Source organism: Streptomyces sp. NPDC048057, from assembly GCF_040653095.1.
Taxonomy (GTDB): domain Bacteria; phylum Actinomycetota; class Actinomycetes; order Streptomycetales; family Streptomycetaceae; genus Streptomyces.
Genome location: NZ_JBEZNF010000009.1, coordinates 109,594 through 130,445 on the forward strand (window position 1 = coordinate 109,594; position 20,852 = coordinate 130,445).

Below are 20,852 nucleotides of genomic sequence, written 5' to 3' on the forward strand. Positions count from 1 at the left end.
CCCGTCCGGTTCGAACCGGCCCCCGTAGCCTGCGGGCCCGCCCTTGCGCTCCACTGGCGGTGGCCTTGCGGTCCACCAGCGGCACGGGAGTTCCCCCCGCACCCCTAAAGACCCGCCGTAACTCCGCCGGCCGGCTAGTTCCTGCGGGTGCACCGTGGTTGTTCGCGCAGTTCCCCGCGCCCCTGAGCACCCTGCCCTCAGCCCGCAGACAAGTGACAGGGGCAGCGAAACAGGGGCACGGGTCGCAGGGCCGACGCTCCCGCCAGGGCTCCGCGGCTCCGTCCGGGGGCGCCGGAGACGGGACTCAGCGCGGCGACCTGCGGGCACGTCGTACCGTTGGCCCCATGCGTTTCGGGGTACTGGGTCCGTTGGCGGTCTGGTCGGCGGACGGCCACCTCGTGGCGGTGCCGGAGGCCAAGGTCCGCATGCTCCTCGCCGCGCTGCTCACCGCGCCCGGGCAGGCGGTCGGCGCCGACCGCCTCGTGGACGAACTGTGGGGGGACGCACCGCCCGCCAACCCCACGGGAGCGCTCCAGACCCTGGTGTCCCGGCTGCGCCGGGTGCTCGCCGGGGCCGGCGGCCGGGGCCTCGTCGTACGCCGCGCCCTCGGCTACGCCCTGGAGACGGACGACGATGCCGTGGACGCCGCCCGCTTCACCGCGCTCACCGCGCGGGCGCGGACGGCTCGCGACCCCCGCGAGCGCGCCGGGATCCTCACCGAGGCGCTGGAGCTGTGGCGCGGCCCCGCCTTCGCCGACTTCGTCGACGACCCCTTCGCGCGCGCCGCCGTCGCCCGCCTGGAGGAGGAGCGCCTGCTGGCCGTCGAGGAACAGGCCGAGGCCCGCCTCGACGTGGGCGACCACCGTCCGCTCGCCGCGGAGCTGGGCGATCTGGTGGCGCGGCACCCGCTGCGGGAGCGGCTGCGCGCCGCGCACCTGCGCGCGCTGTACGGCGCCGGCCGCCCCAGCGAAGCACTGGACGGCTACCAGGAGCTACGGCGCCGGTTGGACGAGGAGCTGGGGCTCACGCCCGGGCCCGAACTGGTGGCGCTGCACCAGGAGATCCTCCAGCAGGACCCGGCGCTGCTGGCCGCGCCCGCTCCCGCGGCGACGCCCCGCCCGCGCACGAACCTCCCCGCGTCGGTCACCTCGCTGGTCGGTCGGGCGGACGCCGTGGGCGAGGTGCGCGAACTGGTGCGGACCGACCGCCTGGTGACCCTGACGGGGCCGGGCGGGGTCGGCAAGACGCGGCTGGCGCTGGAGGTCGCCGCCGACCTGGTCACGGACTCCGCCGACCCCGCCGGTTTCGGGGACGGCGTCTGGCTGGTGGAGCTGGCGGGGCACGCCTTCCCCGCCCAGGACACCGGCTCCGGCGCCCCGTACGACGCACTGGCCGAAGTCGTCGCCGCGACCCTGGGCGTACGGGACGACGCCGGCCCCGCCCCCGGCGCCCGCCCCCGCGCCCTCGTCGACCGGCTCGTGGACACCCTGCGCGGCCAGCGACTGCTGCTCGTCCTGGACAACTGCGAACACGTCGTCGACGCGGCGGCCGGCCTCGCCCGGGCCCTGCTGCGGGGCGCGCCGGACGTCCACGTGCTGGCCACCAGCCAGGAGCCGCTGGACGTCGCCGGCGAACGGTTGTGGCCCGTACCGCCGCTCGACCTGCCGCCCGCGCCCTCGGCCGCCCCCGACCCGGCCGAGCTGCGGCGTTCCAGCGCCGTACGGCTCTTCCTCGACCGGGCAGCCACCCAGTCACCCGGTTTCGCCCTCACCGACGACAACGCCCGTGCGGTCGCCGCCATCTGCCGCCGGCTCGACGGGATCCCGCTCGCCCTGGAGCTGGCGTCCACCCGGATGCGGGTCCTCGGCGCGGCCGAACTCGCGGACCGGCTCGACGACCGCTTCCGGCTCCTGACCGGCGGACGGCGCGGCGCCCCCGCACGGCAGCAGACCCTGCGCGCGATGATCGACTGGAGCTGGGAGCTGCTGACGGCCGCGGAGCAACTGGTGCTGCGCCGCATCGCCGTCCACTCCGACGGCTGCGCCCTGCCCGCCGCGGAGGCCGTCTGCGCCGGCGACGGCGTACGGCCCGGCGAGGTCGTGGACCTCCTCGGGCGCCTGGTGGACCGCTCCCTCGTGCTCGTCTCCCACGAGCCGGACGGGACGGCCAGGTACCGGCTGCTGGAGTCGGTTTCCGCGTACTGCCTGGAACGCCTGCGGGACACCGAGTACGACCGGGTGCGCCGCGCCCACGCCCGGTACTACGCGCAGTTCGCCGAGGAGGCCGACGCCCGACTGCGCGGGGCCGATCAGCAGCGCTGGCTGCGGCGCCTCGACGCGGAGGGCGCCAACGTGCGCGCCGCGCTCGACGGCGCCTGCGCGGACGGCGACGCCGAGCTGATGCGCCGTCTGGTGCGCGCCATGGTCTGGTACTGGTTCCTGCGCGGCCGGCTGACCGAGGCCGGGCGCCAGCTGCGGGCCGCGGCGGACCTGCTGGACGGGCCGTCGTACGGCGACGGCACCGCCGGGTCCGCCGGCACCGGGATCCGCGCCTGGCGCACCGGCTTCGCGCTGCTCACCGGCGCGCCCCAGGGCCTGGAGCGGCACGGCGTGGACATCCTCGCGTCGTACGAGGCCGTCACCGACCCCCACGAACGCATCCGCGCGGGCTGGTTCCTCGGCTACGCCGCCACCCGGTTCGCCGACCGCCTGGTGGGCCAGACCCTGCTGGACCGGGTCCTGACCGAGGCGCGCGAGCTGGGGGACCCCTGGGTCCTCGCCGCGGGCCTGAGCACCCGCGGCACCCAGGCGTACGTCTGCGGCGACCTCGCCACGTCCCGCCGCGAGGGGAGCGAGAGCCTCGCCCTCTTCCAGCGCGCCGGCGACCGCTGGGGGCAGCTCCAGGCGACCGCCGTCCTCGGCCGGCTCGCCGAGATCGAGGGCGAGTACGGGGAGGCCGCCCGACTGCACCGCGGCGCGCTGACGATCGCGGAGGACCTGGGCCTGTGGACGGACGCGTCGACGCGCTGGTCCGAGCTGGGCCGGATCGCCCTGCTGACGGGCGATCACGCCCGGGCCGACGAGTACCACGAACGCGGCCGGCGGCTCGCGGTGGAGCAGGGCGACCGCCCGGCCGAGGAGTCCGCGGAGATCGGGCTCGCCCTCGCCGCGCGTCGGCAGGGCCGGCTGGACGACGCGACGGCGTACCTACGGCGCTGGCTCGACTGGAACCGGCAGTTCGACGCGGCGAACGGCACGGCGCTGATCCTGGCGGAGCTGGGGTTCGTGGCGGAGCTGCGCGGCGACGCGGATGCTGCGCTGGCGCTGCACACGGAGGGCCTGGCCGCCGCGATCGCGACGGGCGACCCGCGCGCGGTCGCCCTCGCGACGGAGGGCCTGGCCGGAGCCCACGCCCTGGCGGGCCGCCCCGAGGAAGCGACCCGCCTGCTGTCGAAGGCGTCCGCCCTCCGCGCGTCCGTGGGCGCCCCCCTCCCCGAGGCGGAACGCTTCGACGTCACCCGCATCCAAGCGTCCCTCCAGTCCCCCCGCCCTGCGGGGTAGTCCGACGCCGTTGCCCCCGCGGCCTGGTGGTGGCTTGCTCGATCCGCCCGCAGAGACCAACTGACCGGCACCGGCACGGCGCGACCGTCCCCACCGCACCGCACCACCGCAGGGCATACGCCGAAGGAGCGCAATCGGAGCGGCGTTCGCTCCAGGACCGGCCCGTCAAACCGACCCCCGCCCCCTCCCGTGGCAGCGTCGGGCGCCACGTCCCCCACCCCGAAGGGGCCCTCATGCGACCGCGCACCGCTCTCCTCGCCGGCGTCGGCGGAGTCGTCGGGGCCGTCGGCGTCACGCTCGCCGCTGTCGTCCTCGGCGGCGCCGTCTCCGCCGCGCCGGCCGCCGGGGCCGCCGGGCCCGCCGACCGGCTGCCCCGCGGCTGCGGCTCCGCCGCATCCGCCGACTTCCCCATCGACACCCGCATCCACGGCGGCCCCACCGTCCACTCCCCGGGCCGTGGCTTCGAGCAGTGGTCCGTGGACCTGACCAACACCACCGACCGGGAGTGCCGCGAGGTCCACCCCGTCGTCGTGTTCGCCGCCCGTGACCGGGGGCTGACGCCCGCCCGGATGACGCTGGAGTTCTACGACGACCGCGCCGCCCGCTGGCGCGCCGCGCCGCTGGAGACCACGGACGAGGACGAGGTCGTGGGCGTGCTGGGCACCCGGCGCGCGCAGGACGGCGGGTGGGCCGTCGCCGCCCGCGCCACGCTCACCGTCAAGGTCAGGCTCGCGCTCACCGGCGACACCCCGCCCAACCAGGTCACGGTGAACGCCGCTGTCGTCCAGCGGCGCGGCGACGACGGCGACTGGGTCGGCGCCTCCGACGACTACCGCTTCGCCGTGCTGGAGGACCGCGGCTCGGGCGCCTCCGTCTCCCCGGACGAACTCGCCACCACTGGCACCTCCGCCACGCTCCGCCTCGTCGCCGCGCTGGGTACGTTCACGGTCGTGGGCTGTGCGCTGATGCTGGTCACCCGGGCGGTCCGCAGGGCGAGACGATGATCTCGAACCGAACGCACGCGCGCTTTCCTGATTAGGCTGTTGGCGTCGGGGTGCCACAGAGCCGTGCCTCCGGCACGACGTACGACGAACCTCACCGTTCGCACCCCCGCACCCCGCGTACCCACGCACGGCAGGAGCCCCGTTGATGGCAGAGCGCAAGCCGATCGAGTCCTGGCTGACCGACATGGACGGCGTCCTGATCCACGAGGGCGTGCCGATCCCGGGCGCCGACGCCTTCATCACGAAGCTCCGGGACACGGGCAAGCCCTTCCTCGTCCTGACGAACAACTCCATCTACACCGCCCGCGACCTGCACGCCCGGCTCGCCCGCATGGGCCTGGACGTCCCGGTCGACAACATCTGGACCTCCGCGCTGGCCACCGCCCGCTTCCTCGACGACCAGCGGCCCGGTGGCACGGCGTACGTCATCGGCGAGGCCGGCCTCACCACCGCGCTGCACGACATCGGGTACGTGCTCACCGACCACGACCCGGACTACGTGGTCCTCGGCGAGACCCGTACGTACAGCTTCGAGGCCCTCACCAAGGCGATCCGGCTGATCAACGGCGGCGCCCGGTTCATCTGCACCAACCCGGACGAGACCGGCCCGTCCACCGAGGGCCCGCTGCCGGCCGCCGGCTCGGTCGCCGCGCTGATCACCAAGGCGACCGGGAAGGACCCGTACTTCGCGGGCAAGCCGAACCCGCTGATGATGCGGACCGGGCTGAACGCCATCGGCGCGCACTCCGAGACCAGCGCGATGATCGGCGACCGGATGGACACGGACGTGCTGGCCGGTCTGGAGGCGGGCATGGAGACCTTCCTCGTCCTCACCGGCGTCACGACCCCGCCGGACGTGGACCGCTACCCGTTCCGCCCGTCCAAGATCGTCGACTCGATCGCGGACCTCGTCGACCGCATCTGAGCCGACCGCATCTGAGTCGACCGCAGCCGGTCACCCGAACACCCCGCGTCCGCGCACGTCAGCGCGGGGTGCCCGGGTCCGACCGGCCGCTGCGGATGCGGAACGGGACGCCACGCGTGAGCCTTGCGTTAGCAGGAGGTCTCACCATGCGTCCAGCAGTGATCGCTCTCCGTACGGCGGGGGTGGCCGCCGCCCTGGCCACCGCGCCCGCCGTCCTCGTCCTGGCGCCCGCCGAGCCCGCCGTCGGCCAGGTCCACGCCCACGACACCCAGCCGCCCGCGTCCGCCCGGGCCGCTCCGGGGCCGCCCGCGCCCCCCGCCGAGGGGCTGGCCACGGAGCACCCCCGCAGCGAGAACACCGGCCCCAGCACGCCCCATACGGTCGTCGGCTTCGTCCTCGCGGGTGTCGCCGCGGTCGTCGTCGTCCTGCGCGGCACGCGCCGCCGTCGCCGCTCCGACGCCGACGGCCATGTTCACCGCTGACCCCGAGGCCCCGGAAGGCCCCACCGGAAGCGGAGCCGGCACCGGCACGGGAGCCGCCGGCACGGTCAGGCCGAAGGACGTCCGCCCGCCCGAGCGCGGCGTCGGCCGGCTCGTCATGGGCGCCGCCTGGGCACTGCTCCTGCTCGGGCTCTGGCTCTGCGCCCGCGAGGTGGCGGGCGGCCCGGTCGGCACCTCCGCACCCACCACCGGCGACGTCGCCGCCGTCGGCCGCCCCCTCGGCGTCGAACTGCCCCCGGCGCACCCCCCGGTGCCGCCGGTGGAGCCGACACGGGTGGAGATCCCCTCGCTCGCCCTCGCCGCGCCGGTGACCCTGCGCGGTGCGTTCGACCGCGCCGTGCGGAGCGCCCCGCCGCGGATCGTCGCCTGGCACGGCCCCGACGGCCCGCAGCCGGGCGTCCGGGGCGTGTCCCTGCTGCTCGGCCCGGTGGACGCCCGTGGGGCGACGGCCGCCTTCCGGGACCTGGGCGCGGCGCGCACGGGCCAGCGGGTGCGGGTGGTCCGGGCCGACGGCTCGATCGCGGAGTTCACCATCGACGACGTACGGGTCGTCGCCCGCGGGCAGTACGACGGGCGGAAGGTCGGCCAGCCGCGTCGACCCGGCCGGGCGGAGCTGCGGCTGGTCACCTGCGGCGGCAGCGACTGCACGTCCCGGGTGCTGGTCTCGGCGTACCTCACGGGCACGCGTCCCCCGACGTCGTCAGGGCGCGTCCCCACGACCTGACCCGGCCGGTGCCCCGGTGCCCGAACGCGTCGGGCGGAGCCGTCGGCCGGGCCGGTCCTCGACCGTGCGGGGCGCGGGCTGCGGGAGAAGCCCGGCACCGCACGGGAGGCGGGAAGGGTCGAGCGGGCCGCGGGCCGGGAGGGGGTGCGCCGGTCCGCCCTGCCACTGTGGGCCGGATCCGGCTCTCCGGTCAACCGTCGACAAAGACCGAGGCCCCCCTCGCCTGGGCGAGGGGGGCCTCGGTATCGCGTGCGCCGCCAGGGACTCGAACCCCGGACCCGCTGATTAAGAGTCAGCTGCTCTAACCAACTGAGCTAGCGGCGCCTGCTGACCTGGAAAACTCTACCCGACGCAGAGGGGTGCTCCGAACCGATATCCGTCTCTCCGTCCCTCCCGGCCTGTCGGATGGTCGTTTTGTCCCTTTTATAGGTCAAACTGCACTCACCTAGGACAACCGGGGCGCCCTGGAATGCCGAGTGTGCACGCTGCGCGTCCCCGAACGATCGACACACCCGTGCGGAGGGGACAGCTGATGACGGCGCCGGTCTTCCAGGAGTACGAGCCCGCCTCCGACTGCGACTGCCCGGGGTGCGTCGAGCACCGTCGGGTGCTCGCGGCCGGTGGCCACCCCGCCGCACACGGCTGCCGCCGCGCGCTCGTGCTGGTCACCGCGGCCGGCGTGGTGCTCGGCGGCGGCGGTACGAGCGCCGCGGGCGCCGTCGAGGCGGCGACCGCGCCCGGCCTGCGGCCCGAGCGCGCCCCGGAGGCAGCCGCACGGGACGCCGGCGACCCCGCCAACGAACAGGGCGGCCCCGGTGCGCTCCACGGCCGCCCGCTGCCCGGCCCCTCCGGATCGCCGGCCACTCCGGAGGTCCGCAAGACCACCCGTGCGGAGATCATCAACCGCGCCAAGAAGTGGGTGGACGCCAAGGTCCCGTACAGCATGTCCAAGTACTGGAAGGACGGCTACCGGCAGGACTGCTCGGGGTACGTCTCCATGGCCTGGGGGCTGGCGACCAACGAGTGGACCGGCAGCCTCGCCAAGTTCGCCACCAAGATCAGCCGGAACGACCTCCAGCCGGGCGACATCCTGCTCTTCCACAACCCGGCGAACCCCACCAAGGGCTCCCACGTCACGATCTTCGGCGGCTGGACCGACTACACCCACACCCACTACGTGGCGTACGAGCAGACGAAGCCGGCCACGCGCAAGAAGTCCACGCCCATGGCGTACTGGAACAACTCCGCCAAGTACGTCGCCTATCGCTACAAGGGCGTCAGCGGGCAGGCCACCACCGGACCCAGCACCGCCGACCCCTTCCCCGGCGCCCAGTACTTCGGCCCCGGCAAGAGCAACAAGCACATCACCCGCCTCGGGCAGATGCTGGTCAAGCGCGGCGCGAAGAAGTACTACGCCCAGGGGCCGGGGCCGCGCTGGGGCGAGGCGGACCGCAAGGCCACCCAGGCGTTCCAGCGGGCACAGGGCTGGCGCGGCTCGGCCGCCGACGGCATCCCGGGCGCCAAGACCTGGAGCCTGCTGGTCACCGGCAAGGGCAAGAACATCGCCGGCACCGACGCGGCGGCACCCGCGCCCGCGCCGGGCGCCGACGCCGCGGTGCCGCCGTACCCGGGCCCCGGCGCCTTCCGGCCCGGCCGGTCGAGCCCGGACGTCACCCGGCTCGGCCGGCAGCTGGTCAAGCGGGGCTTCGGCCGCCATTACGCCACGGGCCCCGGCCCCGTCTGGGGCGAGGCGGACCGGCGCAACGTCGAGGCGTTCCAGCTCGCCCAGGGGTGGCGCGGCGCCGCGGCCGACGGCTATCCGGGCCCGGAGACCTGGCGCCGGCTCTTCGCCGGCTGACGGCACCGAACACACCACAGATCGGACGCACACCACAGCGGAGGCGGCACCACCATGAGCACCACCACATCGGAGCCGGAGGGGCCCGACGCCCCGCGGCACAGCCCCGTCATCGCCCCCGAGGCGACCTGTGAGATCCCGGTGCACCTGCTGTTCCGCGACGAGTTGGCCACCGGCGCCGCCCAGCCGGTCCCGCTGCGCCCCGCGGTGGTCTCCCGGCGCCAGGGCACCGGCGAGCAGCCGCGGGTGGGCGTCCGCAGGCCCGTGCCCCAGGTGCCGCGGGCTGCCGCGCCCCGCCGCCGGGCGCCGCTGGTCGACCCCGCACTGGTCGAGCGCGCCGGCCCCGTGCTGCCCGGCTGGACCGGGGTGATCGCGGGGGCGTGCGCGCTCGCGGGCGTCGGCGCGGTGCTGTGGGGGACCGGCGTGCTGCCCGCGGTGCTCACCCGGCTGCTGGGGGCGGCGCCGGCGCCGTACGCCGGGATCGGGCTCGACCTGTGGGGCCTGATCGTGCTCGGGCTGTCGCTCGCGGTCTTCACCCTCGGGGGCGTCGCGCGCGGCCGGGCCGGTCACGCGTACGTCCTCACGCTCTTCGGCGAGTACCGCGGCAGCGTGCGCCGCACCGGGCTGATGTGGATGAGCCCGCTGCTGCTGCGCCGGCGGGTGGACGTGCGGCTGCGGCACTGGCGCAGCGAGCCGATGCCCGCGGTGGACGCGGAGGGCACCGCGCTGCGCGTGGTGGTGCTGGTGGTGTGGCGGGTGGAGGACACCGCGAAGGCGTTCCTCGGGGTCGAGGACCACGAGGCGTACCTGGGCGAACAGGTGGAGTCCGCGATGGCGAGGGTGGTCTCCCGGCTGCCGGTGGACGCCCCCTCGGTCGCCCTCGCGCCGGGCGCCGGCCCGCTGCGGCCCGCCGGGGCACCGAGCCTGCGCGACGCGGACGCGCTCGGCGACGCGCTCACCGGGATGCTGGTCGAGGAGTGCGCACCGGTCGGCATCCGGGTCTTCTCCGCGCAGCCGACCGCGATCGAGTACGCCCCCGAGGTCGCCGCCGCCATGCAGCGCCGTCGGGTCGCGGCGATCGACGCCAAGCACCGGGACAGCGTGCTCACTTCGGTGGTGGACGCGGTCGACGACACCGTCACCCGACTGACCTCCCGCGGACTCGTGGAGCTCGACGACTACGAGCGCAAGGCGCTCGTGAAGGACCTCACGGTCGCCTTCTACACCGGCCGGTCCACGCCCCTGGAACCATGAATTCCGCTGTCCGTTGCCGACCCCGAACGGATCGGAGCGAGTGGGGTCGGCGACTTCCGCGGTGCGTTCGGCGGGCGCCGGGGGAGGGGTGACGAAGGGGATATGCGAGCTAAGGCATGGCTTCCCTGGCGGGAAAGGTGATCGGCCCGATAAACGAAGGTGACGGGGAAGGGGTCGGGGAGTCTCAGGAAGGTCTAGACATGATGAACTCTGGTCAATACATTGGGTGTTGGTCTAGACCTGAATTGGCGCAAAGGAGCGTCGTTCCCCCCACGGAATTCCGCATCACCACCCCCCACGGTCCCACCCCCCACAGCACGCGTGCAGCAAAGCCTCACCGAACTCCCCCACGTTCCCTGGAGCACAGCATGCGCAGGAAATTCGCAACCGCCGCCGTCGGCCTCCTGGTGACCGGTGCCACGGTCCTGGCCACCGGCAGCGCGAACAGCCACGGCTACACCGAGTCCCCGATCAGCCGACAGAAGCTCTGTGCCAACGGCACCGTGAAGGGCTGCGGTGCGATCCAGTACGAGCCGCAGAGCGTCGAGGGCCAGAAGGGCTTCCCGTCCGCGGGGCCCGCCGACGGCACCATCTGCTCCGGCGGCAACGCCGGGTTCTCCCAGCTCGACGACCCGCGTGGCGGCGCCTGGCCGGCCACGCAGGTCAACGCGGGCAACTTCACGTTCAACTGGCGCTTCACGGCGCCGCACCGCACCGCCGAGTTCAAGTACTACATCACCAAGCAGGGTTGGGACCCCAACTCCAAGATCACCAGGTCCAACCTGGAGTCCCAGCCGTTCCTGACGGTGCCTTACGGCGGCAAGCAGCCGCCGTTCCAGTTCTCGCACACCGGCACCCTGCCGCAGCGCTCCGGCAAGCACGTGATCGTGGCGGTCTGGAACGTCCAGGACACCCCGAACGCGTTCTACGCCTGCTCGGACGTTAAGTTCTGACGTGAAGTCAGCTACCGTGCGGCGCCATGACGGACGCACGCACGGACGCGGCCACCACGGTCGCGGAGCTCGTCCGGCGCCAGTGGGGTGACCGACGGGTGGGGCTGAGGACCCGGGGCCGGGCCCTCAGCCACCACCAGGTCGCCTCCGGCGCCGCAGCGCGCGCTGCGCTCCTCGCGGACCTCGTGCCGCGGGGAGCGCAGCCGCACGTCGGGGTGCTGCTCGACAACACCGTGGAGTACCCCCTCTGGCTCAGCGCCGCGGCCCTCGCCGGGGCCGCGGTGGCGGGCGTCAACCCCACCCGGCGCGGCGCCGAGTTGGCCCGCGACATCACCCACACCGAGTGCCGGGTGCTGGTCACCGAGCGCGCCCACCTGCCGCTCCTCGACGGGCTCGACCTGCCGGGGACCCGGGTGCTGGTGACCGACACCGACGCGTACGACGACCTGCTCGCCGACCACGCCGACGCCGTCCCCGACGACGTGCCCGCGCTGTCCCCCGTCGGCCCCCGCAGTCGACTGCTGCTGTACTTCACCTCCGGCTCGACGGGCGCGCCCAAGGCGGCGATCTGCACCCAGGGCCGGCTGGCCGCGGCCGGCGCGGCCCTCGCCGCCCGGTTCTCCGTGCGTCCGGACGACGTCCACTACGTCTGCATGCCGATGTTCCACGGCAACGCCGTGCTCGCCGACTGGGCGCCGGCGCTGGTGGCGGGCGCCCAGGTGGCGCTGCGCGAGCGCTTCTCCGCGTCCGGCTTCCTGGCCGACGTGCGCGCCTTCGACGCCACGTACTTCACCTACGTGGGCCGGGCCGTCCAGTACCTGCTGGCCACCCCCGAGCGGCCGGACGACCGGGCGCACCGGCTCCGGCTGGGCTTCGGCACCGAGGCCGGCGCGGTCGACGCAGCCCGCTTCGAGGCGCGCTTCGGCGTACGGCTGGTGGAGGGGTACGGGTCCTCCGAAGGCGGGGCGGCCCTCCAGCACACCCCCGACACCCCGCCCGGCGCCGTCGGCCGGCCGCACGCCGGCAGCGACCTCGCGGTCGTCGACCCCGTGACCGGCGCGGAGCGCGCCACCGCCCGGTTCGACCCCGAGGGGCGGCTGCTGAACGGTGCCGAGGCGATCGGGGAGCTGGTGAACCGCGGCCCCAACCCCTTCGAGGGCTACTGGCGCCACCCGGAGGCGGACGCGGCCCGCCGCCGCGGCGGCTGGTACTGGACCGGGGACCTGTTCTTCCGCGACGCCGACGGCTACTTCCACTTCGCCGGCCGCGCCGACGACCGGCTGCGCGTCGACAGCGAGAACCTGGCCGCGGCGGTGATCGAGAACGTCCTGGCCCGCTTTCCGCCGGCCGCGGCGGTGGCGGTGTACGCGGTGCCCGACCCGGTCGCCGGCGACCAGGTGATGGCCGCGCTGGCGGCGCCCGACTTCGACCCCGCGGCCTTCGCGGCGTTCCTCGCCGCCCAGCCCGACCTGGGGACGAAGATGGCGCCCCGCTTCGTCCGGGTCGGCGCGGAGCTGCCCGTCACCGCGACCAACAAGATCCATCGCGCCGCACTGCGCCGGGAGGGGTTCCTGCGGGGCCCCGACCCGGTGTGGTGGCGCCCGCCGGGGGAGTCCGCGTACCGCAGGCTCACCGCGGCGGATGCGGCGGCGCTACGGGTCCGCTTCGCGGAGCAGGGCCGGGCGGAGCTGTTGGAGCGGTGACGCCGGCCCTGCGTACGGCCTTCAGTCGTTCAGGCCGATCTGCTGCATCAGCCCGACCAGGTCGTAGAAGAGGTTCTCCTCGACGATCTGCCCGTTCACCCAGCGCGCCACGGTGCAGAAGTCCACGGCGAAGGCCCGCCCGGTCGGCGGGATCTCCCCACCGGGCCCCTTCATGGGCCCGGTCATCGTCCCCGTGAACCGGGCGACCGAGCAGGTCCACTCGCCCTGCCCGATCAGCACCTGGTACGGCCGGTTGCCCACCTGGTTGTCCGGGAACGTCTTGTAGAACTCGACCGCCTCCGCCCGGTGGTCGTGCCGCCCCCGCGTCGGCTCGCCCTGACCGGGCCAGCGGACGATCGTGTCGGGGGCGTGCCGGGCTTCGAAGGTGTCCCAGTCCTGCGCGTTCCAGGCGTCGTCGAGGGTCTGCATCAGCCGCATGTTCTCTTCGGCGGTCATCGTCGCCTCCGTTCCGGGGGTCGGTCCGACGAGGTGACCACCTCCAGCCAACCCCGGGACCCGGAGCCCCGCAAACGCATGTGAGGCGCTCCGGACGAACCGGAGCGCCTCACATGGTCTTGTGCGCCGCCAGGGACTCGAACCCCGGACCCGCTGATTAAGAGTCAGCTGCTCTAACCAACTGAGCTAGCGGCGCCTGACGAGAAAAATAGTACCTGCTCCAATGGAGTGCCCTGCGCCACGGCGGTGCTGCGTGCTGCGGCCGGCCCTCGGACCCGGCTCCGCGCCGCCTGACACTTCCGCCGCAGCCCTGCGGGAGCGTTGGTCTCTGCGGCCTATCCGTGGCTTGTCGCGCAGTTCCCCGCGCCCCTGTTTCGCTGCTCCCGTCCCTTGTCTGCGGGCTTGAGCAGGGGGTTTAGGGGCGCGAGGAACTGCGCGACAAGCCACAGACGGCCCGCAGAGGCCGACGCTCCCGCAGCGGCACCGCGGGGTTGCCAGGGGGCCCGCGCCCCGAGGTCGGCCGGGGCTCACAAGGTGAGCGAGAGGGCCATCGGCGCGGCACTGCGGTTCAGCGCGTCCGCCGCCGACCGCAACCGATGCGCATGCTCCACCGGCATCGACAGCGCCAGGCACCCCACCGCCGCCCCCGCGGTCAGCGGCACCGCCGCGCAGACCGTGCCCACCGCGTACTCCTGGAGGTCCAGCACCGGCACGGTCGCCGGCTGGCTGTCCAGCTTCGAGAAGAGCAGCTGCTCGCTCGTGATCGTCCGGGAGGTGAACCGGGTGATCTTGTGCCGCGACAGGTGGTCCCGCCGACCGTCCCGGTCGAGCTGTGTGAGCAGGCACTTCCCGACCGCACTCGCGTGCGCGGCGAAGCGGAAGTCCACGTACTCGTTCACCTTCGGCGTCAGCGGACCGTCCGCGTACTGGGTGATCCGGACCTCGCCGTCGATGTACCGGCTCACGTACACCGCCGCGCCCACCGAGTCGCGCAGCTCCGTCAGCGTGGCCTGGATCTTCTCCTCGATGGCGCGCTGCTGCTCGTGGCCGGAGCCGAGCAGGACGAGGGAGTCGCCGATGCCGTACGCACCGTCGGTGACCTGCTCCACGTACCCCTCGCTGCGGAGCATGTCCAGCATCGGTGCGAGGTGGGCCGGCGGCAGGCCGGTCTCGCGGGCGATCTGCTCCTCGGTGACACCACCGCGGTGGTTGGAGATCGTCTCCAGTACGCGCAGCACGTACTGGACCGACTGGAATGACACGGTCGGCTCGGGCTTGAGCGCCACGGTCTCCCCCTGGCAGGTCGTCACCGCAAGCTTCCTTTACCACGATAGCGGTCAAGAGCCGTCACAAGTACGCCCGTTGGCCAGAATGCTGGTGTCCGTCACCCCCACACGCTGGGGCTCATGTGCCTGGCATATGCCAGAGGAATGGTCCAGCGGGTGGGTGGATCGGGCGTTCGTGCAGGTGTTCTACAGGATGGCGCTCAGGAACTCCCTGGTCCGGTCGTGCTCCGGCGCCGTGAAGATCTTGTCGGGGTGGCCGAATTCCAGCACCCGCCCCTCGTCGAACATCATCACGCAGTCGGAGATGTCCCGGGCGAAGCTCATCTCGTGGGTGACGCAGAGCATCGTCACGTCCGTGCTCCGGGCGATGTCCCGCAGCAGGTCCAGCACCCCGGCCACCAGCTCCGGGTCGAGCGCCGAGGTCACCTCGTCCAGCAGCAGCACCTTCGGCTGCATCGCCAGCGCGCGGGCGATGGCCACCCGCTGCTGCTGGCCGCCGGAGAGCCGGCTGGGGTAGCTGTCCGTGTACGAGCCGAGCCCCACCAGCTCCAGCAGTTCGCGCCCGCGCTCCTCCGCCTCGTCCCGGGAGAGCCCGAGGACGTGCATCGGGGCCTCGGTGATGTTCCGCAGCACCTTCATGTGGGGGAACAGGTTGAACTGCTGGAAGACCATGCCGATGTCCTTGGCGACCTCGCGGACGTGCTTGTCGCCCGCGGGCACGAGTCTGCCGCCCCGCTCCTCGTGACACAGATGTCGACCGCCGACCTGGATCGTGCCTTCGTCGGGTTTCAGCAGCGTCATCAACAGCCGCAGGATCGTGGTCTTGCCCGATCCGGACGGCCCGATGAGGGTGACGTGCTTGCCGGGGTGGACCGACAGGTCCAGGGAGTCCAGGACCGTGCGGGACCCGAACCGCTTGGTGACCTTGTCGAACCGGATCAGGTCCTGGACCTGCGGCTCGGCGGGGGGCTTGGCGAGGGTGCTGTCAGTGGACAAGACGACGCTCCAATGCTCGCATGAGGAGGGATGCCGGGTAGGAGATGACGATGAAGGCGATGCCCACGACCGTGAACGCCTCCACGGTCAGGAAGGTCTCGGCGGAGAACTGACGCGCCTGGCCGAGCATCTCCATCACCCCGATCACGAAGATCATCGGAGTGTCCTTGAGCATCGCGATCACGTAGTTGCCGAGCGCGGGGGCCACCCGCCGCACCGCCTGCGGCAGGATCACCGTCCCCCAGGTGCGCGAGGGCGACAAGCTGAGCGCGGTCGCCGCCTCCCACTGGCCCACCGGAACGCCGTCGATGCCGGCGCGGTACACCTCGGCGGTGTACGTCGAGTAGTGCAGCCCGAGGCCCACCACCCCGGTCACCATCGCGGAGAGCGTGAGCCCCCACTCCGGCAGCACGTAGTAGAGGAAGAACAGCTGCACCAGCAGCGGGGTGTTGCGGACGAACTCCGTCACCGCCGACACCGGCCAGCGCACCGCGCGGTACGGCGAGCGCTGGGCCAGCGCCCACACCAGACCCAGGGCGAACGCCACCAGCGCGCCGAACACCAGGGCCTGGAGGGTGACCCACAGCCCGTCCCAGAACCGCGGCATGAAGTCGCCCACCGCGGACCAGTCCCACTCCATCAGCCCTCACCTCCCGCCGTCGCCCGCACCCGGCGGCGCGCCAGTGCGCGGGCCGCGAGGGAGGGCTCGACCTCCTTGCCGAGCCCCGCCTTGGCGTGCCGCTCCAGCGCGCGCATGCCGCGGGTGAGCACGAACGCCAGCACGAAGTACATGACCAGGACGACCGTGTACACAGGCGCGCTGTCACCGGTCGCGTTGCGCACCAGCGACGCCCCGAACGCGATGTCGGCCACGCCCATCACCGACACCAGGGCGGTCCCCTTCAACAGCTCGACCAGCAGGTTGTTGAAGGGCGGGATCATCTCCGGCCACGCCTGCGGCAGCACGATCTTGCGCAGTTGCTGCGCCGGGGTGAAGCCGAGCGCGATGCCGGCCTCCCGCTGCCCGGCGGCCACGGCCGCCACCGCGCCGCGGACGACCTCGGAGCCGTACGCCCCGTACGTCAGGCCCAGCGACAGGACCGCCGCCCACATCGGGACGAGCTGCCAGCCGAAGCCCATCGGCAGCACGAAGAAGATCCAGAACATCAGGATCAGCGCCGACGTGCCCCGGAAGACCTCGAAGTACGCACCGGCGACGAACCGGACGATCCACAGCCGGTGCGTGCGCGCCAACCCGACGGCGAGGGCGACGAGCGCGGAGAGGGCCGCACTGGCGACGGTGAGCTGGACGGTGATCCACACGCCCTTGAGCAGGAGCTCCCACAGACCGGGAGTGATGTCGCTCATGACGCGCACCTCTCCTTCGCCCGGATCGTGGTCATCTGCTTCTCGCCGAAACCGAAGGGCCGCATCAGCTCCAGCAGCTCACCGCTGCGCTTCAGCTTGTGCAGCTCCCGGTTGAAGGCGTCCCGCAGGTCCGTCTCCGGGGTGCGGAAGGCGAAGCCGCCGACGTCGATCACCGGCTCGCCGTCCACGTACGGGGTGACCTCCGCGGTCGCCTCGACCCTGGTGCTGCCCTTGGCCACGTTGCGCACGGCGACGATCGTGCCGGCGAACACGTCCGCCCGGCCCTGTTCGACCGCGAGGCGGCCGGCGAGCTGGTCCGGCAGGGTCGTGATGCTCTTGATCCCGGCCTCCTTGGCGTACTCGATCTCCGCGTACCCGACCGCGGTGGAGAACCGGGCCCCGGCCTTCGCGACGTCCTCGAAGCTGCGCAGGTTCTTCGGGTTGCCCTTGGGCACCAGGAAGCCGCTGACCGACTGGTACTCCGGGTCCGAGAAGATCACCTGCTCGCAGCGGACGGGCGTGATGAACATGCCGGCGCCCACGACGTCGAACTGGAGCGAGTTCAGGCCGGTGATCAGCGAGCCGAACTCGGTGGGGAAGGGCTCCACGTTCTCGACGCCCAGTTCCCTGAAGATGCGGCGGGCGACCACCGGGGCGGACCCGGTCATCTTGCCGTCGGTGCCGATGTAGCCGTACGGCTGCTCACCGGCCAGCCCGAGGCGTACGGTCCCCTTCGCCCGCAACTGCTCCAGCAGCTGGCCGCCCCTGCCCTCGCCGGCGGTGGACACCCGGCTGCACGCGGTGGTCGCGCCGAGCACCCCGAGGGTGCCGAGCGCGGCGGCGCCGGTGAGCAGGGAGCGGCGGCCTATCCGTGGGCCCCGGGACTCCTCGTGATCCGTGGTGCGGGTGGTGTTCCCGGTCGTGCCGTGTCTGGTTCTCTCCTGTGGTCGAGCCATGACCGCGCGGCTACCCGAAAGGCATGCAGGTATGCGGACTGTTGTGCGGTGAAACCGGGCCGGGATCCGGGAATAACCGGAGGGACCCTCCTGTTGTCGCCCTGATGTACGTTTCTCGTCCGCGCACGAAGGGCTGAACCGGTGGACCACACAAGGCAGGAGACCTCCGGGGGCGACCCCGTCCGGGGCACGGCGCAGGGAGCCGCGCCGGTGCCGTTGTCCGTACTCGACCTGGTCACCGTAGGTGAGGGCCGCACCGCGGGGGACGCGCTGCGCACCAGCGTGTCCCTCGCCCGGCTCGCGGAGGCGCGGGGCTTCCACCGGCACTGGGTCGCCGAACACCACTCCATGCCGGGCGTGGCCTCCACCTCGCCGGCGGTGATCCTCGCCCACCTCGCGGCGCACACCTCCGCCATCCGGCTCGGGTCCGGCGGAGTGATGCTGCCCAATCACGCACCGTTGGTGATCGCCGAGCAGTTCGGCACCCTGGAGGCGCTGGCGCCGGGACGGGTCGACCTCGGACTCGGGCGGGCGCCCGGCACGGACGGCGCGACCGCCGCCGCGCTGCGCCGCACCGCGCGGCCGGGCGAGGGCGCGGAGGACTTCCCGCAGCAGCTGGCCGAGTTGACCCGGTTCCTCGACGACGACTTCCCCGAGGGGCATCCGTACGCCCGGATCCACGCCGTGCCCGGCCCCGTCCAGGGGCCCACCGGTCGGCCGCCGATCTGGCTGCTGGGCTCCTCCGGCTTCAGCGCCCGGCTCGCCGGCGCGCTCGGGCTGCCGTTCGCCTTCGCCCACCACTTCTCGGCGCAGAACACCGTCCCCGCGCTGGAGCTCTACCGGCAGTCCTTCCGCCCGTCCGCCCTGCTGGACGCGCCGTACGCGCTGATCGGGGTGGCGGCGCTGGCCTCGCAGGACGAGGCGGAGGCCCGCCGCGAAGTGCTCACGGGCGCGCTGGCGATGGTCCAGCTGCGCTCCGGGCGCCCGGGGCTGATGCCGACGCCCGCCCAGGCCGAGGCGCACCGCTTCACCGCCGCGGAGCGGGAGTTCGTCGACGGCTGGCTGTCGAACGTCGTGCACGGCACGCCCGACGCCGTACGGGACGGGCTCGACTCCCTCCAGAAGCGCACCGGCGCGGACGAGTTGATGATCACCGCGGACGTGCACGGCGACGGGCCGCGGCTGCGGTCCTACGAACTCGTCGCGGACGCCTACGGGTTGCCGGAAGGACCGCTTCCGCCGCGCCCGTGAGCCGAGAGGCGTCCGGAGCGGTCGAGGGGCGCCCTTGGATGGTTCATCGCTGAACGTTCCCCGAGATCGGTTAACTCCGCCCTTAACTGATCCTTAAAACGTGGTTAAAGCACTCGTCAGTGACGGTGAGAACTCCTTCATCTTTCTCGTCGTAACGCTCTGACGAGGGCTTTTTCCCAGAAATTGGTCTAGTCCTTCTTCGCTGGAAGTTGGTCGAGACCATTGACTCAACGCTGGCCGGATCGCTATCTCTTTCTCCCGGCCCGTGTTGCACACAGCGGGTCCGCACCCCCCATCAGTTCCCCCCACACACGGAGGCAGTTCGTGCGCTCCCGCAGACCCCTGATCGCGGCGGTGACGACGGCGGCAGTGGCCGCTGGCGTCCTCGCCGGCTTCGCCGCCACGGGCAACGCCAGCACGCCCGCCCAGGCGACGGCCGCCGCGCCCGCCAGCGCCGGGGTGAAGATCGCGTACTACGACCAGTGGAGCGTGTACGGCAACGCCTTCTACCCCAAGCACCTGGACACCCGCGGCATCGCCAAGAAGCTCGACATCATCAACTACTCGTTCGGCAACATCCACCCGACCGAGCTGACCTGCTTCCAGGCCAACAAGGCTGCCGGCGACGACAACAACCCCAACGCCGGCGACGGCGCGGGCGACTCGTACGCCGACTACCAGAAGAGCTTCTCGGCCGCGGACAGCGTCGACGGCGTCGCCGACAAGTGGGACCAGCCCGTCGCGGGCGTCTTCAACCAGTTCAAGAAGTTGAAGGCCAAGCACCCCCACCTGAAGATCAACATCTCGCTGGGCGGCTGGACGTACTCCAAGTACTTCCACGACGCGGCCAAGACCGACGCCAGTCGGAAGAAGCTCGTCGCCTCCTGCATCAAGCAGTACATCACCGGAGACGTCCCGAAGGCCGACGGCTTCGGCGGCCCGGGCACCGCGGCCGGCATCTTCGACGGCATCGACATCGACTGGGAGTACCCCGGCTCGAACGGCGGCCACCTCGGCAACCACTACGGACCCGAGGACAAGGCCAACTTCACCCTGCTGCTCGCCGAGTTCCGCAAGCAGCTCGACGCGTACGGCGCGGCCAACGGCGGCAAGAAGTACCTGCTGACCGCGGCCATGCCGGCCGGCCAGGACAAGATCAAGCACATCGAGACGGACAAGGTGGGCGCGTACCTCGACTACGCGAACATCATGACGTACGACATGCACGGCGCCTGGAACTCGACCGGCCCGACGTACCACCAGTCGCCGCTGTACTCGCCGCCGTCCGACCCGACCAACCCGATCGCGCCGGGCACCGAGAAGTACTCGGTCGACAACGCGGTCCGCGCCTGGATCGACGGCAGCCCCGCCTACGGCATCGCGGGCGGCTTCCCGGCGAACAAGCTGACCCTCGGCTACGAGATGTACTACCGCGGCTGGAAGAACGTCCCGGCCGGCGCGAAGAACGGCCTGGCCCAGTCCGCCAACGGCGGCAGCGCCCCGCGTCCGCTGAGCCAGGCGGCCGGCATCGCCAACTACAAGGAGCTCGGCGGCATCGTCGACAACCCGGCGACCACCTTCTGGGACGACGAGGCCAAGGCCGCGTACTTCTACAAGGACGGCGAGTTCTTCACCGGGCTCGACAAGCGGGCCATCGACGCCCGTGCCGCGTACGCCAAGAGCAAGGGCCTGGGCGGGGCGATGATGTACTCCCTCATCGGCCTGGACGAGCAGACCAAGCTGCTGAACGACGTCGTCGCCGCGGTCGGCGAGAGCGTGCGGCCCACCCCGTCGCCGACGCCGAGCAACCCGAACCCCTCCCCGAGCAACCCGAACCCGTCGCCCAGCCCCGCCTGCGGCACCCCCTGGGCGGCTGCCGACGTCTACAACACCGGTGCCGTCGTCTCCCATAAGGGCCGCTCCTACAAGGCCCAGTGGTGGACCCAGGGCAGCGAGCCGGGCACCGGCGGCGAGTGGGGAGTCTGGCGCGACCAGGGTCCCTGCTGATCCCCGGGTGCCTACGCGGTGCCCCCCACACCTAACCACCGCGTAGGCACC

The 20,852-nt window shown here is 72.9% G+C and carries 17 protein-coding genes and 2 tRNA genes; 11 read left to right on the forward strand and 8 right to left on the reverse strand.

The window, feature by feature from the left end; translation table 11 throughout:
• The first annotated feature begins 344 nt into the window (after positions 1-344).
• From AB0E05_RS12635 to AB0E05_RS12655, 5 genes are all read left to right on the forward strand, one after another.
• Positions 345-3,560 carry a BTAD domain-containing putative transcriptional regulator gene (locus AB0E05_RS12635; RefSeq protein ID WP_361962277.1) on the forward strand — a complete coding sequence of 1,072 codons (3,216 nt, stop codon included), beginning with the start codon at positions 345-347 and terminating at the stop codon, positions 3,558-3,560.
• 233 nt (positions 3,561-3,793) lie between these two features.
• Positions 3,794-4,564, forward strand: a complete 771-nt coding sequence (locus AB0E05_RS12640; protein ID WP_361962279.1) for a hypothetical protein — start codon at positions 3,794-3,796, stop codon at positions 4,562-4,564.
• A gap of 145 nt (positions 4,565-4,709) precedes the next feature.
• Positions 4,710-5,489: an HAD-IIA family hydrolase gene (locus AB0E05_RS12645; protein WP_361962281.1), complete on the forward strand. Its 780-nt coding sequence runs from the start codon at positions 4,710-4,712 to the stop codon at positions 5,487-5,489.
• A gap of 146 nt (positions 5,490-5,635) precedes the next feature.
• Positions 5,636-5,971: a hypothetical protein gene (locus AB0E05_RS12650; protein ID WP_361962283.1), complete on the forward strand. Its 336-nt coding sequence runs from the start codon at positions 5,636-5,638 to the stop codon at positions 5,969-5,971.
• Positions 5,958-6,713: a class F sortase gene (locus AB0E05_RS12655; RefSeq protein WP_361962285.1), complete on the forward strand. Its 756-nt coding sequence runs from the start codon at positions 5,958-5,960 to the stop codon at positions 6,711-6,713. Before AB0E05_RS12650 ends, AB0E05_RS12655 begins: the two co-directional genes overlap by 14 nt.
• Before the next feature lie 250 nt (positions 6,714-6,963).
• Here AB0E05_RS12655 and AB0E05_RS12660 read toward each other — a convergent pair.
• Positions 6,964-7,037, reverse strand: a tRNA-Lys gene (locus AB0E05_RS12660).
• A 208-nt stretch (positions 7,038-7,245) separates the two neighbouring features.
• Between AB0E05_RS12660 and AB0E05_RS12665 the strand changes: the two genes are divergently transcribed.
• From AB0E05_RS12665 to AB0E05_RS12680, 4 genes are all read left to right on the forward strand, one after another.
• Positions 7,246-8,571 (forward strand): peptidoglycan-binding protein, encoded by a 1,326-nt coding sequence (locus tag AB0E05_RS12665; protein WP_361962287.1) that lies wholly within the window; start codon positions 7,246-7,248, stop codon positions 8,569-8,571.
• Between the two features lie 54 nt (positions 8,572-8,625).
• Entirely contained in the window at positions 8,626-9,825 is a 1,200-nt protein-coding gene (locus tag AB0E05_RS12670) for an SPFH domain-containing protein (protein WP_361962289.1), read from the forward strand.
• Positions 9,826-10,193: 368 nt separating this feature from the next.
• Positions 10,194-10,778: a lytic polysaccharide monooxygenase gene (locus AB0E05_RS12675; protein ID WP_361962291.1), complete on the forward strand. Its 585-nt coding sequence runs from the start codon at positions 10,194-10,196 to the stop codon at positions 10,776-10,778.
• A 26-nt stretch (positions 10,779-10,804) separates the two neighbouring features.
• Positions 10,805-12,481, forward strand: coding sequence for an AMP-binding protein (locus tag AB0E05_RS12680; RefSeq protein ID WP_361962293.1), 1,677 nt, complete (start codon positions 10,805-10,807; stop codon positions 12,479-12,481).
• A 21-nt stretch (positions 12,482-12,502) separates the two neighbouring features.
• On the opposite strand, the gene AB0E05_RS12685 is transcribed toward AB0E05_RS12680, so the two are convergent.
• The 7 genes from AB0E05_RS12685 to ehuB all read right to left on the reverse strand — a co-directional run bounded on the left by AB0E05_RS12685 (position 12,503) and on the right by ehuB (position 17,375).
• A complete protein-coding gene (locus tag AB0E05_RS12685; RefSeq protein ID WP_361962295.1) occupies positions 12,503-12,937 on the reverse strand; it encodes an ester cyclase in 435 nt (144 codons plus the stop codon).
• A 122-nt stretch (positions 12,938-13,059) separates the two neighbouring features.
• A tRNA-Lys gene (locus AB0E05_RS12690) sits at positions 13,060-13,133 on the reverse strand.
• A gap of 331 nt (positions 13,134-13,464) precedes the next feature.
• Positions 13,465-14,223, reverse strand: coding sequence for an IclR family transcriptional regulator C-terminal domain-containing protein (locus AB0E05_RS12695; protein ID WP_361962531.1), 759 nt, complete (start codon positions 14,221-14,223; stop codon positions 13,465-13,467).
• Between the two features lie 186 nt (positions 14,224-14,409).
• On the reverse strand, positions 14,410-15,219 hold the full coding sequence (ehuA, locus tag AB0E05_RS12700; RefSeq protein WP_361962297.1) for an ectoine/hydroxyectoine ABC transporter ATP-binding protein EhuA: 810 nt from the start codon (positions 15,217-15,219) through the stop codon (positions 14,410-14,412).
• Positions 15,209-15,859 (reverse strand): ectoine/hydroxyectoine ABC transporter permease subunit EhuD, encoded by a 651-nt coding sequence (gene ehuD, locus AB0E05_RS12705; RefSeq protein ID WP_361962299.1) that lies wholly within the window; start codon positions 15,857-15,859, stop codon positions 15,209-15,211. Before ehuD ends, ehuA begins: the two co-directional genes overlap by 11 nt.
• Complete coding sequence (gene ehuC / locus AB0E05_RS12710) at positions 15,859-16,587, reverse strand: ectoine/hydroxyectoine ABC transporter permease subunit EhuC (protein WP_361962301.1); 729 nt, start codon at positions 16,585-16,587, stop codon at positions 15,859-15,861. The genes ehuD and ehuC overlap by 1 nt, the downstream gene beginning before the upstream one ends.
• Positions 16,584-17,375 (reverse strand): ectoine/hydroxyectoine ABC transporter substrate-binding protein EhuB, encoded by a 792-nt coding sequence (ehuB, locus tag AB0E05_RS12715; RefSeq protein ID WP_361962533.1) that lies wholly within the window; start codon positions 17,373-17,375, stop codon positions 16,584-16,586. Before ehuB ends, ehuC begins: the two co-directional genes overlap by 4 nt.
• Positions 17,376-17,684: 309 nt before the next feature.
• Here ehuB and AB0E05_RS12720 point away from each other — a divergent pair, with 309 nt between their 5' ends.
• Both AB0E05_RS12720 and AB0E05_RS12725 read left to right on the forward strand, forming a co-directional pair.
• Entirely contained in the window at positions 17,685-18,794 is a 1,110-nt protein-coding gene (locus tag AB0E05_RS12720) for an LLM class flavin-dependent oxidoreductase (RefSeq protein ID WP_361962303.1), read from the forward strand.
• 324 nt (positions 18,795-19,118) lie between these two features.
• Positions 19,119-20,801: a glycosyl hydrolase family 18 protein gene (locus AB0E05_RS12725; RefSeq protein ID WP_361962305.1), complete on the forward strand. Its 1,683-nt coding sequence runs from the start codon at positions 19,119-19,121 to the stop codon at positions 20,799-20,801.
• Positions 20,802-20,852: the final 51 nt, after the last annotated feature.

What these genes read in the sequence shown, in the direction of transcription:
- AB0E05_RS12635 (WP_361962277.1), top strand. Translation starts at nt 345, where the DNA reads ATGCGTTTCGGGGTACTGGGTCCGTTGGCGGTCTGGTCGGCGGACGGC.
- AB0E05_RS12640 (WP_361962279.1), top strand. Translation starts at nt 3,794, where the DNA reads ATGCGACCGCGCACCGCTCTCCTCGCCGGCGTCGGCGGAGTCGTCGGG.
- AB0E05_RS12645 (WP_361962281.1), top strand. Translation starts at nt 4,710, where the DNA reads ATGGCAGAGCGCAAGCCGATCGAGTCCTGGCTGACCGACATGGACGGC.
- AB0E05_RS12650 (WP_361962283.1), top strand. Translation starts at nt 5,636, where the DNA reads ATGCGTCCAGCAGTGATCGCTCTCCGTACGGCGGGGGTGGCCGCCGCC.
- AB0E05_RS12655 (WP_361962285.1), top strand. Translation starts at nt 5,958, where the DNA reads ATGTTCACCGCTGACCCCGAGGCCCCGGAAGGCCCCACCGGAAGCGGA.
- AB0E05_RS12665 (WP_361962287.1), top strand. Translation starts at nt 7,246, where the DNA reads ATGACGGCGCCGGTCTTCCAGGAGTACGAGCCCGCCTCCGACTGCGAC.
- AB0E05_RS12670 (WP_361962289.1), top strand. Translation starts at nt 8,626, where the DNA reads ATGAGCACCACCACATCGGAGCCGGAGGGGCCCGACGCCCCGCGGCAC.
- AB0E05_RS12675 (WP_361962291.1), top strand. Translation starts at nt 10,194, where the DNA reads ATGCGCAGGAAATTCGCAACCGCCGCCGTCGGCCTCCTGGTGACCGGT.
- AB0E05_RS12680 (WP_361962293.1), top strand. Translation starts at nt 10,805, where the DNA reads ATGACGGACGCACGCACGGACGCGGCCACCACGGTCGCGGAGCTCGTC.
- AB0E05_RS12685 (WP_361962295.1), bottom strand. Translation starts at nt 12,937, where the DNA reads ATGACCGCCGAAGAGAACATGCGGCTGATGCAGACCCTCGACGACGCC.
- ehuD (WP_361962299.1), bottom strand. Translation starts at nt 15,859, where the DNA reads ATGGAGTGGGACTGGTCCGCGGTGGGCGACTTCATGCCGCGGTTCTGG.
- ehuC (WP_361962301.1), bottom strand. Translation starts at nt 16,587, where the DNA reads ATGAGCGACATCACTCCCGGTCTGTGGGAGCTCCTGCTCAAGGGCGTG.